Source organism: Eubacterium sp. F2, from assembly GCF_046244355.1.
Classification (GTDB): Bacteria; Bacillota; Clostridia; order Peptostreptococcales; family Anaerovoracaceae; genus Aminicella.
In genome coordinates, this window is sequence record NZ_CP176393.1 from 2374231 (window position 1) to 2390751 (window position 16521).

General features: G+C 49.6%; 15 protein-coding genes and 1 riboswitch. Of the genes, 2 read left to right on the forward strand and 13 right to left on the reverse strand.

Features of this window, described 5'->3' with window-relative positions; translation table 11 throughout:
* Positions 1-5 precede the first annotated feature (5 nt).
* Positions 6-207: riboswitch (Lysine riboswitch) on the reverse strand.
* Between the two features lie 215 nt (positions 208-422).
* Complete coding sequence (locus ACI77B_RS10420; RefSeq protein WP_409336748.1) at positions 423-1109, reverse strand: histidine phosphatase family protein; 687 nt, start codon at positions 1107-1109, stop codon at positions 423-425.
* A 6-nt stretch (positions 1110-1115) separates the two neighbouring features.
* On the reverse strand, positions 1116-2090 hold the full coding sequence (locus ACI77B_RS10425; protein ID WP_409336749.1) for a helix-turn-helix transcriptional regulator: 975 nt from the start codon (positions 2088-2090) through the stop codon (positions 1116-1118).
* A gap of 494 nt (positions 2091-2584) precedes the next feature.
* Between ACI77B_RS10425 and sstT the strand changes: the two genes are divergently transcribed.
* On the forward strand, positions 2585-3895 hold the full coding sequence (sstT, locus tag ACI77B_RS10430; protein ID WP_409336750.1) for a serine/threonine transporter SstT: 1311 nt from the start codon (positions 2585-2587) through the stop codon (positions 3893-3895).
* Between the two features lie 252 nt (positions 3896-4147).
* Here sstT and ACI77B_RS10435 read toward each other — a convergent pair whose 3' ends face one another.
* The 6 genes from ACI77B_RS10435 to ACI77B_RS10460 form a co-directional block, all read right to left on the reverse strand.
* The gene (locus ACI77B_RS10435; protein ID WP_409336751.1) at positions 4148-4516 is read right to left on the reverse strand and encodes a hypothetical protein; all 369 of its coding nucleotides are present in this window, start codon (positions 4514-4516) and stop codon (positions 4148-4150) included.
* Positions 4517-4557: 41 nt separating this feature from the next.
* Entirely contained in the window at positions 4558-4872 is a 315-nt protein-coding gene (locus ACI77B_RS10440; RefSeq protein WP_409336752.1) for a hypothetical protein, read from the reverse strand.
* A 396-nt stretch (positions 4873-5268) separates the two neighbouring features.
* On the reverse strand, positions 5269-6690 hold the full coding sequence (locus ACI77B_RS10445) for an ISLre2 family transposase (protein ID WP_409335832.1): 1422 nt from the start codon (positions 6688-6690) through the stop codon (positions 5269-5271).
* A 158-nt stretch (positions 6691-6848) separates the two neighbouring features.
* Positions 6849-8153: a D-alanyl-D-alanine carboxypeptidase family protein gene (locus tag ACI77B_RS10450; RefSeq protein ID WP_409336753.1), complete on the reverse strand. Its 1305-nt coding sequence runs from the start codon at positions 8151-8153 to the stop codon at positions 6849-6851.
* Between the two features lie 226 nt (positions 8154-8379).
* Positions 8380-9591 (reverse strand): threonine ammonia-lyase, encoded by a 1212-nt coding sequence (ilvA, locus tag ACI77B_RS10455; RefSeq protein ID WP_409336754.1) that lies wholly within the window; start codon positions 9589-9591, stop codon positions 8380-8382.
* Positions 9592-9824: 233 nt separating this feature from the next.
* On the reverse strand, positions 9825-10499 hold the full coding sequence (locus ACI77B_RS10460; RefSeq protein WP_409336755.1) for an HAD hydrolase-like protein: 675 nt from the start codon (positions 10497-10499) through the stop codon (positions 9825-9827).
* 346 nt (positions 10500-10845) lie between these two features.
* Between ACI77B_RS10460 and ACI77B_RS10465 the strand changes: the two genes are divergently transcribed.
* Entirely contained in the window at positions 10846-11424 is a 579-nt protein-coding gene (locus tag ACI77B_RS10465) for a xanthine phosphoribosyltransferase (RefSeq protein WP_409336756.1), read from the forward strand.
* A gap of 176 nt (positions 11425-11600) precedes the next feature.
* On the opposite strand, the gene fabZ is transcribed toward ACI77B_RS10465, so the two are convergent.
* The 5 genes from fabZ to ACI77B_RS10490 form a co-directional block, all read right to left on the reverse strand.
* Complete coding sequence (gene fabZ / locus ACI77B_RS10470) at positions 11601-12038, reverse strand: 3-hydroxyacyl-ACP dehydratase FabZ (protein ID WP_409336757.1); 438 nt, start codon at positions 12036-12038, stop codon at positions 11601-11603.
* An 11-nt stretch (positions 12039-12049) separates the two neighbouring features.
* Entirely contained in the window at positions 12050-12790 is a 741-nt protein-coding gene (gene fabG, locus ACI77B_RS10475; protein WP_409336758.1) for a 3-oxoacyl-[acyl-carrier-protein] reductase, read from the reverse strand.
* Positions 12791-12854: 64 nt separating this feature from the next.
* Positions 12855-13787, reverse strand: coding sequence for an ACP S-malonyltransferase (fabD, locus tag ACI77B_RS10480; protein WP_409336759.1), 933 nt, complete (start codon positions 13785-13787; stop codon positions 12855-12857).
* A 742-nt stretch (positions 13788-14529) separates the two neighbouring features.
* On the reverse strand, positions 14530-15243 hold the full coding sequence (locus tag ACI77B_RS10485; RefSeq protein WP_409336760.1) for a GDSL-type esterase/lipase family protein: 714 nt from the start codon (positions 15241-15243) through the stop codon (positions 14530-14532).
* Between the two features lie 12 nt (positions 15244-15255).
* Positions 15256-16491, reverse strand: coding sequence for a glycosyltransferase family 4 protein (locus tag ACI77B_RS10490; RefSeq protein WP_409336761.1), 1236 nt, complete (start codon positions 16489-16491; stop codon positions 15256-15258).
* Between the last annotated feature and the right edge of the window lie 30 nt (positions 16492-16521).

A 16521-nucleotide genomic window follows, 5' to 3' on the forward strand; every position in this document is an offset into this window, starting at 1 on the left:
TAATAATCCAGGATAGCGCTCCGCATTCTTCACGCGCCTTTAATAAATCCGCGCTCTGCGACAGTCGCACAGATGTTATTCTGTACGCCCAGCTGAAATCTCCCGTACATGAAAGATTCAACCTCGGCACCCCTACCTTTCCGTTTCCCGGATATGTACATCCATAAGGAAAACCTACTCATTAGCGGGTGCGCCTCTATCTCTTCTGTTTATTATGGTAATTAGTGTCTCATAGATTTATCAATCTGTCAACCGCATCTGACAATTTCTGCACAGTTTTTTGTGCAAAATAACAAAATCCCCGTCCGCGGCTGTATGTCCGCGAGCGGGGAAATGATTCGCCTGCCTGTTTTCCTATAACGAATAGAATGCCCTGACCGCCCTGCTGCATGCGATCGAAAGCATCGGTTAATTACCGGTTTTTACCGGAATGTCGGCACTGGCGGGGTCAGCCGCTCCGGCATGGAATATCCATTCTCCTCATCCAGACGGGAATGGAAAATACAGCAGTTTCCCAGCGGAACCTTCCAGAGGCCGCGGTCTTTCGTCAGTGCCGTGAGAATCCCGTGAAGTGCCATGCCGTGCGTGACCACCAGTACAGATTTCTCTTCCGGGTGCTCTCCTGAAGAAAACGGAGATTCGATTCCCTCAGTTTTCACACCGTCCGCAGAAATTTTCCCTGCAGACCTGCGCAAAGCATCAAGGAAGACACTGACCCGGGCAATCAGGTGATCCGCACTTTCTACGCCGTCAATCGGCTTCCCCTTCCACGGATCATTGATATAATCCATTTCCTCATCCGACAGGTCCTCCCACTTTCTACCTTCTACCGGACCAAAATCGATCTCGATGATCTGCTTTTCCGTGATGATCTGTTTTTCCGGAAATCCGCTGACCAGAGCCGCGGTCTCCCTGGCGCGGTCCAGCGGACTGGCATAGACTCTGCAGAATCGGATGCCCCTCTTTCTGCACCATTCTGACGCCTCTTCCGCCTGTTTTCTTCCCGCTTCATTCAGCGCGATGTCTCTCTGTCCCTGAAGCAGATGCTGACGGTTGTAGGGCGTCTCTCCGTGCCGCATAAAATATACATTGATACAAGTGCCCATCATCAGCCTCTAACGCATCTGCGCATAAATCATGCGCTGGAATTCTGAAGCTGCACGCTTCGGGCTCTTAATCTGCACCTTTCCGCCGAATTTAAATACCCAGGCATAGAAGGAAGGGCCGAGCTGCGCGGCTGCTGTCACCTGGAAACGATTACGGCTGATGGTATGCGTGTTAACATTTTCACCGAACTTTGCGATAATATCGTTCATAACGGAATTCTCACAGAGCAGCTGTACAGAAACTGTGTCCTCATTAAACGGATCGAAAATCCTGTTTCTGTAATCCATCAGATCCATGCCCTCCGGCAGCGGAGCTCCGTCTTCATCCAGAACCTCAACGTTCTCCAGTCTTTCCGCTCTGAATTCTGCAATTCCCTGCAGCTTCTCCAGCCAGGCGATCAGATGACATCCCGACTCATCACACCAGAAGGCGTACGGCGTTGCCTTATAGACTTCACCGTCATGGCGCAGAACCCTCTGCTTGTCCGGCGTATATTCCAGATAGCGGAACAGAATCTTCTTTCCCCTGTCGATGGCATCGCTGACTGCCGCATACTCATCCAGTTCCAGCGATTCATCGCGGTGCGCGTGACGCAGAACCGAAGCATGACCCATCAGCGCATCATGCTGATAACAGCTTCCCATCTTCGCGATTTTCTCCGTCAGTTTTTCGGCTTCCTTATCCGTCAGAAGCGGAGATGACAGGATTACATCTTTCAGCAGCTTCATTTCATCGTAGGACAAAGCGTGCTCTTCAAGGTAGTAACGATTTGGCGAGCTTTTCATAAACACAATCTTATAGCCAATATCCATCAGCAGATTCATATCGGTTTTGATGGTTTTTCTCTCCGCTGTCATTCCCAGAGAATTGATATACTCCAGAATTTCATTCGTCGTTACTGGATGATCCTTATCCGTCTTCTCATAAAGCAGCCTCAGAATATACAGGAGTCTCGCCTTCTTGATATTTGTCTTTTCAAGCATCGTGACATTCCTTTCCTTTAGTTATTAATTGTACATTATATATTTCAACTATAAATGAATTCTCTTTGATACATTTCCTATTATACCATCCAGGCGTGACTAATGCATCCTTAATTGTGAAAATTTACAGAAATAAATCTCAATTATTTAATTACACTCGTGAAGATACTGCAGACTGCAGAGTTTTGCGGTTATAAGGCAGAAGCGGATAACAAAACTGCCGTCAATCTCTTGTTAAGTTATTGTTTTGTCACGAAAACACGCAAATTTTCACCGGCCGCAAGAATGGTACATCTGCCGTCAAAACTGCTGCGGCTGCATTGCGCAAATAGTGACAGTGCACTGTTTTCAGCATTGTATACTGTATTCTGTACATAAAATATGGCAAAAAGTAAAAAATTATCGTGTCTTTTCTGTTTTCAAGTACAAAAATATGTTGTAAAATAAATATGTAATTTATCCAATCACTTTTACATTTGGTTAGGAGGACCATTATGACAGTTCTAAAAGCGATTGCCCACAAATATAATGATACGAGTCTGATCATCCGCATCATTATCGGGCTGGTTATCGGAGCTGTGCTTGGTGTCGCCTTCAAGCATCTGGCAGCCATCTCCATTCTCGGAGATCTGTTCGTCGGAGCACTGAAAGCCATCGCGCCGGTTCTGGTATTCGTCATCGTTATTGCAGCACTATGTCAGGGGTCCAGCAAGCTGGACCGCCGTTTCGGCACAGTCATCGTTCTGTACCTGATTGGTACATCGATGGGCGGCGTTGTCGCAGTTATCGGAAGTTTTATGTTTCCGCAGACGATTAAATTCGCCAAGGCTTATCACGCAGACAGCGTCGTTCAGGGGTTTGGACAGATTGTCCACAATCTGCTGATGAATATCGTCGATAACCCGGTCAATGCGCTGATCAATGCCAATTACCTGGGCATTCTGGCATGGGCCGTGATTTTCGGCCTTGCTCTGAAGCGTTTTGCCGCACCGAATTCACAGCGTTTCATGAAAGACCTTTCCGACGCGGTTCAGCAGGGTGTACGCTGGGTCATCAACTTCGCACCGTTCGGAATCATGGGTATCGTTTACACCAACGTATCCACAAACGGACTTTCCATTTTCACAACCTACGGAAAGCTGCTTCTGCTCCTGGTCGGATGCATGCTGACTGCAGCACTGCTGGTCAACCCGCTGATCGAGTTCATCGTACTGAGAAGAAACCCGTATCCTCTGCTCTGGAGATGCATCAAGGGTTCTGCGATTACCGCATTCTTCACCAGAAGTTCCGCGGCGAACATCCCGGTAAACATGGGACTCTGCAAGCGCCTCGGTCTGGATGAGGACATGTACTCCGTATCCATCCCGCTGGGATCCACCATCAACATGAACGGAGCATCCGTAACCATTTCCGTCATGACCATGGCCTGCGCACATACACTGGGCATCAACGTTGACCTTCCATCTGCGATCGTCCTTTGTATTCTGTCCGCATTCGCTGCATGCGGTGCATCCGGAGTTGCCGGAGGTTCTCTGCTGCTGATCCCGATGGCCTGCTCACTGTTCGGCATTTCCAACGAAATCGCCATGCAGGTTGTTGCTGTCGGCTTCATTGTCGGCGTTGTTCAGGACGCTCTGGAAACTGCGCTGAACTCTTCCGGAGACGTTCTCTGGACGGCAACTGCAGAGTATCTTTCCTGGAAGAGAAAGGGAAAGAGCCTGCCGACCTTCCTTGGCGGAACGACTGTTGTAGAAGAGAGCAATACGCATAAGCATCATTACACAACAGAAAATACAGAGAAATAAAGATTCAGTCTGCTGAATCCTGATTGAACCCGTGGAGTCATCCGGCTTCACGGGTTTTTCTTTCTGAATCAGACAAAAGAAAACCGCCAGGAGAAAGAGGCTGTGTGACCGTCTCGGGAACGAATTCCTTTTCCTGCAGGACACAAAAAGGTCCGGACAGCTTCATTCTGCCCGGACCTTTTCTGGTCTCTTTTTCATGGAATGGAATACTTAACACAGTTCCGTCTGTATCCGTTAAATTCTCTGCCTCTGCTATTTCTCCTGCTTTCCTGTGAGAATGGCCAGAATCTTGTATGCCGTAAAGGTCAGTGCCGTATAGGCTGCATACGGAAGACAGGAAGAAAGGATCTGACTGACCGCCTGTCCCATGATGCTGGAAACGCTTACGCCATAGTTGGATGCATAGCTCTTGATGTACATAATATTGTAAATCAGGGAGTAGACAAACATAGCGGCGAAAATAAGCGACAGGACCAGAAGACAGATCTGCAGCCATCTGCCTGAGCCCTTGCTGCCGGCCTTTTTATTCTTGCCTGTCTTTTTTGTCTCTGCCTTCGCTTCCTCTGCGGACACGATATTTTCTTCTGTTGTGTTCTGATTGTTCAGGTTTTCTGTTTCCATGGGTCCCCCATTCCAATAAAAATAAATAACGAATAAATCTATTACTGAAAATACGGAGCGATCTTTTCTCTGATTGTGGTCAGAATGGTATTCAGATCTTCCTCCGCGCACTCCCAGTCGGTCATCAGCAGGCCTGCCACGCTTCTGTACAGCTGGTCACGGTAATGTTCAACGGCCTGATCCAGTGTCTTATGTTCTTTCAGAAGCGGTGAAACATCATATTTCCCGTAGTCAAGGGTAAGCGTGAACCGCTTACGCGGACTGCCTTCTTTTTTTCCACCCGGAAAATCCATGACATCAACGGTCAGCTCCTGATTAAAGTCCCGGCTGATTACAAGCTTGACAAACTTCTTCATCGTTCAGCACCTTCTTTCTATTTTTTTATTGTAACACAGATATTCCGCTGCCGTCCATCTGACCGTTTACTTTGATGGTGTCAAGAGCTAGTGGGAGTTTTTGTTGACAGATCTCCAAGTTGTTTTGTGAGCTGTACGCAGCCTGTGCCTGGAACGCCTCCCGGCTCCCTTCGCGCATGCTCACGCTTCCGACTCCGCCGGCCTTCTCCGGGCTGCGTACCTTCGGACCCGTCCTCGGTACGCCCTGTGTGTCCTGTCACCGTTTCCGTGCATTTCATGCCCGGAACGGTTCCATTCCACACAGCTGTTTCCTTCCCCGGATTCAGGCCGTCGATCGTCTGGCAGCGAGGCGCTCAGAAGTCCAGGCATCAGGCTGCATTACAGTCTCACGTTCAATCAGCTTAGCAGTTCTCTTACTGCTCCACAGCTCTTGATCAGCATCTGAGTTCCGGAAGCTCCGTCCATGACAATAGGCTCTCCGTCAAAAATACTCCAGTCATGCAGTTCTTTTTCCGCATGCTGGATGACACGGTCCGCATATTCAGCGTACTTCTCCCGGAGAATATTCTCAGGCTCTTTTTTCTGCAGATCACTCGCCTTCAGTTCACCGCCATTGATCAGATACACTCTGATGTCACTCAGTCTTCCGAGCCCTTCATCGCTCCATCCCTGCGGCTCACGACTGAACCGTTTCGACAGAATATGACTAACCAGTCCTTCTGTACAGCTTCCCGGCATATCCTTCTTGAAACGATTCACGATTGGCTTCCAGTTCCCATTCAGATAGACACCGAATCCGTTGACTTTTTCTGTCAGCTCCTTGTCTTCCTTCGCGTCATCCAGCAGTTCCTGTATGCACCGGTCAGCTCTGCTTTGATCATTTCCCTTCACAGCATCCATGATCACTTTCTTCACTCTTCTCTTTGGAAACCTGACTGCCAGTGACCGAAGGGCCTTCTGGAAATGAAAACCATCCATAACGTGAACTACATGACAAAAATCGTCCAGACCATTCCGGATCCAGTTCCCGCCGTCTCCATGCAGCACGATTTTCTCCAGCACATCCATGTCATATTTCTTCTCGATAAATCCCTCTACCGTCTTCCACAGACGTCTGGTATTGAACTCTTCATCGACGAAGCTTACCGGCTCTACCGTCGCATTCCGATGGGTGCCGATCATCCGGATTCCTTCTGTCACTGTCACCAGTGGCACGATTCTGCTCCGTTTTCCGGGCTTCTTTCCTGCTTTCTGCATGTGCACGTGATCCTCGTCAGCAAAAACATGGAGCACACTGACCTTTCGCTTCACCTCTGGTACTGCGGTCTCTGGAACATTCACCTTCATGATACAGTTCCTTACCGTTTGTCTGCTCAGTTCACCTCCCGTCACGATCTCAGAACTCTTCGCATAGGATACACAGGCTGCATTTTCAGCCAGCTTCTTTCCTACGACCCGGTCAACACGTTCATACTTTGGCAGTCCAAGAATCTCATCCAGAAGAAACCGGTGCTTCCCGCTGTTCTTGTCATAGTAATAGCTCCGTTCGATCCCGATCGTCCCAAATTCTGTATAAATTGTCCGTTTCCTGCCTCTGGCTTTGATCGTGAGTCCGAGTTGTTTCCGGCCAGCTTTGTCATTCCTCAATTCCTGATCAAATCCCTCTGCTGCCGCACGAATGAACCTGGCGGTTGTTTCCCTGCAGTACTTCATGAGTTTTGCGCTGGTTTCCTCCCAATTCATTCCTTCGTGAGGTTTTAGTGTTTCCAGAATATTTTCCAGGAATTCAGCTGCAATTTCATGTATAATAGATGGCATAGGGATCTCCTTTCGAGTGCATAGATGTAATTTCTTCACTTTTATCTTAGCACTTGGAGATCCCTTTTCCAGTTTCTAACCTCCCACTAATACTTTACACCCTCGTTTACTTTTCAGACTTCCTTCACACATTCTCCCGAAAAGTGCGCTTCAGTATGCTAATTCTGTGCGTCTTCCAGGTATTCTGTCAGGCCGGCCAGCGTTTTCGTGTCGCTGAAGCGGGCGGAAGAAGAGGAGGATCCCATGACGACGCTGACATACATCTGACCGTCTACCGTGTAGGCGCCGCAGAAGGAATATCCGCCCAGGGTTGTCGTTCCCGTCTTCAGTCCCTGGAAGGTTCCCGTTCCGAGAAGCGCATCTGTGCTGTACAGGGTATACTTTCTGCCTTTTCCGGAATAAATGACCTTGCTCTTCTTCTTTGCAATACTGCGCAGAGCATTCATATCTGATGCGGTCATGATGTAGCTTCCGATCAGAGCCTGGTCTCTGGCTGTAGAGTAATTTCCGGTCGTGTCCAGGCCGTGTGCGTTCTTATACACGGTTCTGCTGCAGCCCAGCTCCTCTGCCTTGTCGTTCATCATCGAAGCAAAATTGCTGGTGCTTCCGCCGACTGCTATTCCTGCGGCGCAGGCCGCGTCGTTGGCAGAAGGAAGCAGCATCGCATAGAGCAGGTTTCTCACGGTCATCGTATCTCCTGCCTTCAGCCCGATTCCCCAAGGGGTATTGGCCGCTTCGGAGGTGATCTTTACCTTATGACCGAGCGTAAAGTTCTCACGAAGGAGAATTGCGGTCATCATCTTGGTCATGCTGGAAGGTTTTCTCTCAGTATCCGCATTTTTCTGGTAGACAAGCTCATGCGTGTCGGCATTCATGACCACCGCGGTTTTCGCGGATACCGGATTGAAGGTCGTGGTCGTCTTGGAAGAGAGCTTCGACGCACCCGCAGACTCCATGGCTTCCTTAGAAGTGCTGTCACCGGAATAGGAAGAACCATCGCCTTTGACGGCATCCATGACAATCCTATATTTGGTCGTGCTTCTGCTTTTCCAGTAATCACTGAACACCAGTTTTACCTTTGCCTGGTAGGTATCACCCGTGGTATAGCTGCTGTCCTTTACCCACTTTTTTGTATCCGGATTATAGTGATAAAGCCTGACGGTGCGGCCGTATGCCGGAGCGACCCTGATGGTATCCGTCATGGTTTTTGTGTAATCTTTCCGGTTATGCGAAGACGCAAATCCAGTTACAGTCGTCGTGACAGGCGTCACGGAAGTATCCGTTGAATCGGACGCTGCTGTGTCCGCGTAGCTGAAGGAAGGAACTGCAAGTGCTGCTGCCATTGCCATCGTCAGCACTACAGCTGCGGCCTCTCTGGCTGTATGCTGAAAAGGCCGATTACCTTTTTCACTTCCTTCATGTCCGGAATTTTTGTTTTCCGGGGATCCGGTGAAGCTGATCATTACGTTCTCTCCTCTCTGCAAGTCATGCGCAGACCGGCATTCAGCATTGCCGGCCTCTTGTAGGTATATTTTGGTCCTGATAACAAAGAACGGGCAGAATAAATACTTATTCCGCCCGCAGACTTTTCCCTTATTCTAATATAGTTCTTAAGAAAAAGCAAATCGATTCTTAATAATATTTAAGATTCTCCCGCTTCTCTGGAAAAATGGCATTTCCCGCAGAGAATTACATTCTTACGCCAACCTCGTTCAGAGAGAATCCCGCGCCGGTCAGAGCATCCATGATTTCTTTCTTATGCTCTGCATCGAAGGACTCGAAGGTTACGCTGACTTCAACGGCCTGTGCACGGTTAGTGCTTACCCAGCGGTTGTGGTCGATGCGGAGAATGTTGGCCTTATGCTCTGCCGCAATTCTCGTCATCTCAGCGAGCTGACCCGGCTTGTCCGGAACGCGGACCGTTACAGTGAATACACGGCCTCTCTGAATCAGACCATTCTCGATCATGGAGCCCATGGTGGTAACATCCATGTTTCCGCCACTCAGGATGCAGACGACTTTCTTTCCCTTCAGGTCCATCTGCTTGAGAGCGGATACGCTCAGCAGCCCGGAATTCTCAACGATCAGCTTGTGGTTTTCAACCATATCGATGAAGGAACCAACCAGATCCTCATCATCTACACAGAGAACTCTGTCGATATTATCTCTTGCATACGGGAACACATTCTCGCCAACCTTCTTTACGGCAGTTCCGTCAGCAATGGTTGTCGCGCTGGCCAGCTCAACCGGATGTCCGGCTTCCAGAGCCGCTGTCATGCTTGCTGCCTTTCTCGGCTCCACACCGATGACTTCAATCTCCGGCTTCAGCATCTTGGCGCAGACCGCAACTCCTGTGGACAGTCCGCCGCCACCGATCGGTGCCAGAATCATATCTGCATCCGGAAGCTCATCCAGAATCTCAACAGCAATGGAACCCTGACCAGTAGATACATCGAAATCATCGAACGGGTGAACCATGGTCAGACCCTGCTCGTCAGCGAGTTTCTGTGCATATGCGTAAGCGTCATCGTAGACATCTCCGTAGAGGACAACCTCAGCACCGTAAGCCCTGGTTCTCTTAACCTTGATCAGCGGAGTTCCCACCGGCATAACGATGACTGCACGGCAGCCGAACTTCTGTGCCGCATAAGCAACGCCCTGCGCGTGATTTCCTGCAGATGCCGTAACCAGACCCTTTGCACGGTCCTCTTCACTCATCTTGCTGATCTTATAATAAGAACCACGTACCTTATAGGCGCCTGTGCGCTGCAGGTTTTCCGGCTTCAGATAGACATCTGCGCCCGTCATCTTGCTGTAAAACTCACTGTGGATCAGATTCGTCGGCAGAGTGACCTCTTTGACGATCTTTGCAGCTTCCAGAAAATTTTCTTTCGTATACATATTCTCTCCTCCATTTAAAATCAATCCAAATCCTTAACCCATCTGAAATTATAACACACATCCCCACTTCTGAATGGAAGGGCGCGGTATTTTTTGGGATAACAGGCAGATTATTTTCATTTCTTGTTCATCCGACAAAACATACCGCGCAAGATTATGTACCTGCATCCAAACACGGGATTCCGCCGGCTGTCCCCGCAGGCAGCCCCCTTCTGATAGCTGATCGATTCACCTTATGGAAGCATTTTCCGGAGATCCTGAAGATCATCCGCAATCCCCAGCACCCCGTTCTCCCGGAGCTCTTCATCCGTTCCAAAACCATATTCCACACCGATGCAGTCAATTCCGCACTGTCTGGCTCCGGCAGCATCAAATTTTGTGTCTCCGATCAGGACAACATCGTCTTTCTGAAAAGGAGGACGTTTCTTTCCGCTGTAGGATTCTGCACGGCAGAAGGCTTCATGCAGAACTTCCTGCTTGGTATCGATTTTCCCGTCCAGGCTGGCGCCGACGATCTCGTCAAAACAGTGATCCACCTTGAGATTGTGCAGGATTTTCCGGCACATGACTTCCGGTTTCGATGATGACAGAAACTGCACTTTACCCTTTGTCTGATAATACTGAAGCGTCTCCTTTACTTGAGGAAAGAGATCGCACTCGTACAGCCCGATCTTATTATAGCGCTCCCGGTAATAATCCAGGCCCTGATCCGCCTGCTCCCTCGTCAGTCCGGAAATCTTCTGAAAAGAATCCCGAAGAGGCGGACCGATGTAGCGGCGGAGCGTATCCGGATCCTGTTCATCAATGCCGAACTTCGAAAGCGCATACTGCACGCTCCTGGTCACGCCGTTGTAACTGTTGATAATCGTCCCGTCCAGATCCCAGAATATATATTTATAGTCCTTCATTACATTCAACTTCCTCTGTCTGTATTTCATTCCTTCCGCTTCCGTATCCGGCGGCGCAGAAGGGTGATGTTCATATTCTATCATATCTGTATACAGGATTTCTTTACCATTTTGTAAAATCCTTCCGCATTTTTACTAGCCTGGCGGTCAGGTCCAGTCAGTGGTTTTGCATGAATACCCAAGTAATCTTCTATTCATAAGTATATTATGTACATAATAAGCTCTTTCTTCTGCATACTTTCCGATCTGCTGCAGAAAATTTCCCTTTAGAATTGCCTGGCCCGGCAGAATCAAGTATAATAGATGTCAACCATTTAACAGATATTACAGTACACAGGAGGAGCAGATGAATTTTCTTGAAGAACGAATTTTGAAAGACGGTCACGTCCGTCCGGGAAATATCCTGAAGGTTGACTCGTTTCTCAATCACCAGATTGACGTTTCCGTTCTGGATCAGATCGGTGAAGCCTTTTATAAAAAATATGGCAACAGCGGCATCACTCGCATTCTGACCATCGAATCATCCGGAATTGCCATCGCGGCACTTACCGCGCAGTATTTCAAGATTCCGTTCGTTTTTGCCAAAAAAGCAAAAAGCAAGAACATCGACGGAGATGTCTTCACCTCCCGTGTTCATTCCTATACCTACGATAAAGATTACGACATCACCCTGTCAAAGAAGTATCTGGGTCCGGACGACAAGGTCCTGATTATCGACGACTTCATGGCAACCGGAAAAGCCATGCACGGACTTCTGGACATCTGCGGCCAGGCCGGCGCAGAAGTTGCCGGCATCGGCATCGCCATCGAAAAGGGATTCCAGCACGGCGGAGATGAACTCCGCGAGCAGGGCTACGATGTAACCAGTCTGGCCATCGTCGACAGCATGGACGACTGCAAACTGGTCTTCAGAAAGCAGGACTAATATCCAGAAATCTTCAGGCAGACCTAAGGATTCCATGCGGAAAGGCTTGAAAACAAAACAAGAATTAAATAAGGCTGCTGCACTGCACCGCCATGCCACTTCATGAGAAAACACGGATCCTCATGAAGAAGACAAAGCCATGCCTGCAGCAGCCTCTTTTTTCCATACACCCAGGCCTATTCCTCACCGTCACTGATGGCAAAAGAAATTTCCGCATCGACAGCAATTTCTCCATCGACTTTCGCGCAGGCCTTTCCAAAACCGACCGGCCCTTTCTTTGCGGTAATCTCGCAGGACATTTCCAGAACATCCCCTGGAACGACGACCTTTCTGAACCGGCACTTCTTCACGCCGCCAAATACAGCAATCTTCCCTTTATTTTCCGGCAGCGACAAAATCGCGCAGGCTCCTGTCTGGGCAAGTGCTTCCAGAATCAGAACTCCCGGCATCATCGCTTTCTGCGGAAAATGTCCCAGAAACTGCATTTCATTGGCAGATACACACTTGATTCCCCTTGCGTACTCTCCCGGCTCCATATCCGTGATCTTATCCACCAGCAGAAAAGGATATCTGTGCGGAAGAATTTTCCGGATTTCATCATTATTCAGCTTCATTCCATGCCTCCTTAAATCACCATGCCGCCGCTGACATTCAGCACCTGACCCGTAATGTACGACGACTCTTCCTTTGCCAGAAATGCTGCCGCGTTCGCGATATCCGCAGGTTCTGCCATGCGCTTCATCGGAATCGCCGCAATCATGGCCTCCCTGGTCTTTTCCGGCAGAGCCCTTGTCATATCCGTATCCACCGCACCCGGCGCCACCGCATTGACCGTAATTTTTCTCGATGCCAGCTCCCTCGCCAGAGACCTTGTCATTCCAATAATTCCGGCCTTGCTCGCCGCGTAGTTCACCTGTCCCGGATTTCCCGTCAGCGCAGAAACTGAAGAAATACTTATGATTCTGCCGTAGTGCGCCTTCATCATCGGACGACTGACCGCCTTCATCATCAGAAAGGCCCCCGTCAGATTGGTATCAATTACCTTCTGAAAATCCTCTTTCCCCATACGCATGATCAGATTGTCTCTCGTCACACCCGCATTATTCACCAGAATATCAATTCTTCCGAACTGCTTCAGACAAAAATCAGCCAGCAGGGAGCAATCCTCTTCTTTTGCCACGTCCGCCTGAAAAGCCTGCGCATCGACGCCGAGCTTTCTGCACTCCTTCGCAGTCTCCTCCGCAGCCTGCTGACTTCCTGCATAATTTACAACGATATCATTTCCGTCCGCTGCAAGCTGCAGACAGATGGCGCGGCCAATTCCTTTTCCACCGCCCGTTACGATTGCTGCTCTCCGTTCACCCATTTTTATCTCCTTATCTTTCTGGCCGGCCCATTTTCCGGATACCGGCAAACTGACTCTTTAACGGTTATTCGCCGAGAAAGGCCTGCAGATCTGCTGCCGTTGTGATGCTCACTGTCTGTACACTTCTGTCTGTCCGTCTCACAAAACCGGATAACGTCTTTCCCGGGCCGATTTCCACGAAACGGCCTGCATCGGCTTCAATCATGTTCCGGATGGTGTCCTCCATGTACACACTCGACTGGACCTGGCGGACCAGAAGATCGGAAATGACTGTGCCTTCGTCCTGACCGTCTGCTGCAGTCTCCGGCCTCCCCGTGCAGTTGAAATAAACCGGGAATTCCATTCTGCCAAAGGATTCCTTCTGGAAACGCTGCTCCAGAACTTCTGCCGCGGGCTTCATATAAGATGTATGGAAAGGGCCGCTGACCGGCAGGCGCATGCATTTCCTTGCACCGGCTTCTTTTGCCAGACGCTCTGCCTCTTCCACGGCCGCCTGTTCTCCGGAAATTACGATCTGCCCCGGACAGTTGAAATTGGCTGCTTCAACACGGCCCGCAGAAGATGCGCGCTTCAGGCAGTCCATCAGCTTGTCCCGGTCAAGGCCCAGGATTGCGGACATTTCTGTCTGAACACCTGCTGAAGCCTCTTCCATCGCCTCCGCGCGGCAGTGAATCAGAGAAACTGCCTGCTCCGGCGTGAAGACACCCGCCGCAGTCAGAGCAGAATACTCACCGAGGCTCAGGCCCGCCGTCATATCCGGCCGGAAGCCTCTGCTTTTCAGCACTTCATATATTCCAAGCCCAAACGCCAGAAGAATCGGCTGTGTATTTACCGTCTCCTTCAGCTGATCGCGGCTCCCGGAAAAAGCGATTTCCCGCTGCTCCGCCGGAAGCAGATCAAACACCTTCTTGAACTCCGGATACTGTTCATAAAAATCTTTTCCCATGCCCGGGAACTGACTGCCCTGTCCCGCAAAAAGAAGTGCTGTCTTACCCATCTGTGATCCTCCTTAATGGAATATCTCTGTATCCCCTGTGATCGGCTCTATGTATGAAATCGAATGATCTTCGTCTCTGAGTTCTCTGTGCATCCAGCAAACTCTGCCTCCACATGCAGCTCAGTGACTCACAGATAATGCAGATCAGTCCCTCTCAGATTCTCTCGGATTTCAGAACTTATCTGCAAGCCACTATTGTATGGACGTATGGACGAAAATCTGCTGGTTTTTACTTCAAAAATTTTAACCACACGGCCTATCATAGACGTTTTTTGAATTTAAGTCAATATTTTTATTTAAATAATTTTAATTACCATGCGCCCGTCGACGGAGGAAAGGATAGTGTGTATACTGCATACTTGCACTTCATGCTGCCGACATACTAAATTTCCCTTCATTGTTCCATTATCTTCACCAGCCTGCTCCTATTTTTCTTTCACATTGCCCCGGCAATTCATCGATAGATAGCACGTTCTCGAAATTTGTTTTGAAATAATTTATTAACCACGATTCTGAAACGGCAAAAGAAGCCGCAGAAAATTATCTGAATTCTTTTTCCGAGTTCTTTTGATTTTCTGCGGCCTCTTTTCTCTGAGCGTTTATATTCTTCTAAAACTGCAGTAGAGAATGAGACAAATTGTTTTTCGTATATAAATAGACAGTATATATTTAATAATTTACCTATATGATTGTATACTCTGTTAATGCTTCTGCCATTTTTTTCTCGCCTTCATCTGAGCCCTTACAGCTTCGCCAGCGCCCCGGCAGCGAATTCGCCCATCTGCCGGTGTCCCTCTTCGGAGAAATGCAGCCCGTCAAAGGCCAGTGAAAAGTTCTGGCTTCCGACATCCAGAAAATGGTAATGTTTTCTTTCCGCCAGTTCGCGATATAGAACGCCGAGCCGGACGCTGGCTTTTTTCAGCCGCTCCCCGTCTGAATAATCAAGGGGCGGAGCAATCAGAAGGATTTCTGCCTGCACCTTCTGGTTTTCGCGTTTCCCCTGCGCTTTCAGGTTTTCCCGCTTCTCTTTCCCTTGCGGCATCTGATTTTCGCGCTCCACTTGCGCCCTCCGGTTTTCGCACTTTCCCTGCGCCTTCTGGTTTTCGCGTTCCAGAACGACGGTTACATGTTCCAGCATCCTTTCCATCTTATCCGCCGCCTTCTGTGGGTCCGGGTCGGAAAACAGGAGATCGTTTGAGCCCAGCATAACGGCAAAAAGATCCAGCGGAGCGCAGCGTTTCAGTGTCCGGTCCAGCGCCTGCATGGTCAGAGGAGACGATGGAATCTCACGTCCGTTCATTCCATCGGTCATCACCGTCCAGCTGTCTTTCAGCGCTTCCCGGACACGGCTGACCCAGATCAGCTCGGAAGGATAGCGTCCGCCCAGGAACCCCCGCGGATCATATCCGTATGTATTTGAATCGCCGTAAAATAAGACACGTCTGCGCTCCGTCATTTCCTTCTCCTTTTATTTTGCCACCCAATCGGAAATACTTCCAATCACTGTATTCACCAGACTGCGCCAGGAAATCCTGCTGACATCCGCAGGCCTGCTCAGCGGGCTCAGAAGGCTCTCTTCCAGCGCCCGTGCAAGATCGTTTTCAAAGCGCGGCAGCCCGGCAGGATCCGGTTCATCTGTATTTTTCATCGCCGGAAGCTGCACGATCCGGACATCTGCTCCCGGTGCATTCTGCTTCAGCCAGCGGTCAATTCCCGGAAGTGAGGATACGACAACCCGGTCGCCGCAGGCAAGTGCCTCGATGACGACCAGCGGAATCCCGTCGAAAAACGATGGCAGGACGAATACGTCCGCATGGTTATAAAGTTCTGCCAGGTCCTCCTGCGCCATCCTGCCCGGAAATTTCACTTCATACGGACATTTCTCTGCCATCTCCCTAATCGTGCGGTATTCTTCTTCATTGCCCGCGCCCCCGGCCAGAACAACCTGAAGTTCCTCCGCCGGGATGTCCATCTGGTCCAGAGCCCGGATCAGGCTCATGACACCCTTCTTTTCCGCAATTTTTCCAGCAAATACCAGGCATTTCTGTCTGTGAGGCTCCTTGTCACGGCATTCCTTTGCCGCCCGCGCCACAGGATCAATCCGGAAAATCTGATCATTGAATCCCATCCCTACCGTGACGATCTTCTCAGGGTCGACACCGTAGATTTCTATGGTCTTATCACCCTGCGGTTTCTGCGGGACAAAAATCTTATCCAGCAAGGGAATTCTGGGCCTGATCCACTCCCGGTTGACTGGATTTTTCTCCATCTGCCGCAGATCCGTGTTATGACAGAATCCACATACGCAGCGATCTGGAAATTCTTCTCTTACCAGTGCCGTCAGAAGATAAAGATGATGGCAGAGGATCAGTTCCGGATCCAGCTCTTCCACCGCCTTTCGGATCACTCGCAGAAAGGCTTTCTTAAACTGCCGGGTCATTTCATCTGTAAAGTCACAGTATCTCGTGCTCTTGTACGGCATTTCATCCGACATTCCCGCAACCGGGAAAGGCAGCGATTCCGTATCATAATAAACGGGATAGAATTCCACACCCTCGGGGAAAACCGGCATGTCTTCATGCGTGATTCCGGCGACAACAGCCTGCTGATGGCCTTCTGACGCCAGTGCCTTCACCACCTCCGTCAGATAGACGCCGCTTCCCGTGCTGCTTGGCTTCTGCGCGGTAATACTCAGTATTCTCATAATATCTCCTACTTATATGCATTGATTAAC

Excerpts from the sequence above, each read along its gene's own strand:
- ACI77B_RS10420 (WP_409336748.1), bottom strand. The coding sequence starts at position 1,109 with ATGATGGGCACTTGTATCAATGTATATTTTATGCGGCACGGAGAGACG.
- ACI77B_RS10425 (WP_409336749.1), bottom strand. The coding sequence starts at position 2,090 with ATGCTTGAAAAGACAAATATCAAGAAGGCGAGACTCCTGTATATTCTG.
- sstT (WP_409336750.1), top strand. The coding sequence starts at position 2,585 with ATGACAGTTCTAAAAGCGATTGCCCACAAATATAATGATACGAGTCTG.
- ACI77B_RS10435 (WP_409336751.1), bottom strand. The coding sequence starts at position 4,516 with ATGGAAACAGAAAACCTGAACAATCAGAACACAACAGAAGAAAATATC.
- ACI77B_RS10440 (WP_409336752.1), bottom strand. The coding sequence starts at position 4,872 with ATGAAGAAGTTTGTCAAGCTTGTAATCAGCCGGGACTTTAATCAGGAG.
- ACI77B_RS10445 (WP_409335832.1), bottom strand. The coding sequence starts at position 6,690 with ATGCCATCTATTATACATGAAATTGCAGCTGAATTCCTGGAAAATATT.
- ACI77B_RS10450 (WP_409336753.1), bottom strand. The coding sequence starts at position 8,153 with ATGATCAGCTTCACCGGATCCCCGGAAAACAAAAATTCCGGACATGAA.
- ilvA (WP_409336754.1), bottom strand. The coding sequence starts at position 9,591 with ATGTATACGAAAGAAAATTTTCTGGAAGCTGCAAAGATCGTCAAAGAG.
- ACI77B_RS10460 (WP_409336755.1), bottom strand. The coding sequence starts at position 10,499 with ATGAAGGACTATAAATATATATTCTGGGATCTGGACGGGACGATTATC.
- ACI77B_RS10465 (WP_409336756.1), top strand. The coding sequence starts at position 10,846 with ATGAATTTTCTTGAAGAACGAATTTTGAAAGACGGTCACGTCCGTCCG.
- fabZ (WP_409336757.1), bottom strand. The coding sequence starts at position 12,038 with ATGAAGCTGAATAATGATGAAATCCGGAAAATTCTTCCGCACAGATAT.
- fabG (WP_409336758.1), bottom strand. The coding sequence starts at position 12,790 with ATGGGTGAACGGAGAGCAGCAATCGTAACGGGCGGTGGAAAAGGAATT.
- fabD (WP_409336759.1), bottom strand. The coding sequence starts at position 13,787 with ATGGGTAAGACAGCACTTCTTTTTGCGGGACAGGGCAGTCAGTTCCCG.
- ACI77B_RS10485 (WP_409336760.1), bottom strand. The coding sequence starts at position 15,243 with ATGACGGAGCGCAGACGTGTCTTATTTTACGGCGATTCAAATACATAC.
- ACI77B_RS10490 (WP_409336761.1), bottom strand. The coding sequence starts at position 16,491 with ATGAGAATACTGAGTATTACCGCGCAGAAGCCAAGCAGCACGGGAAGC.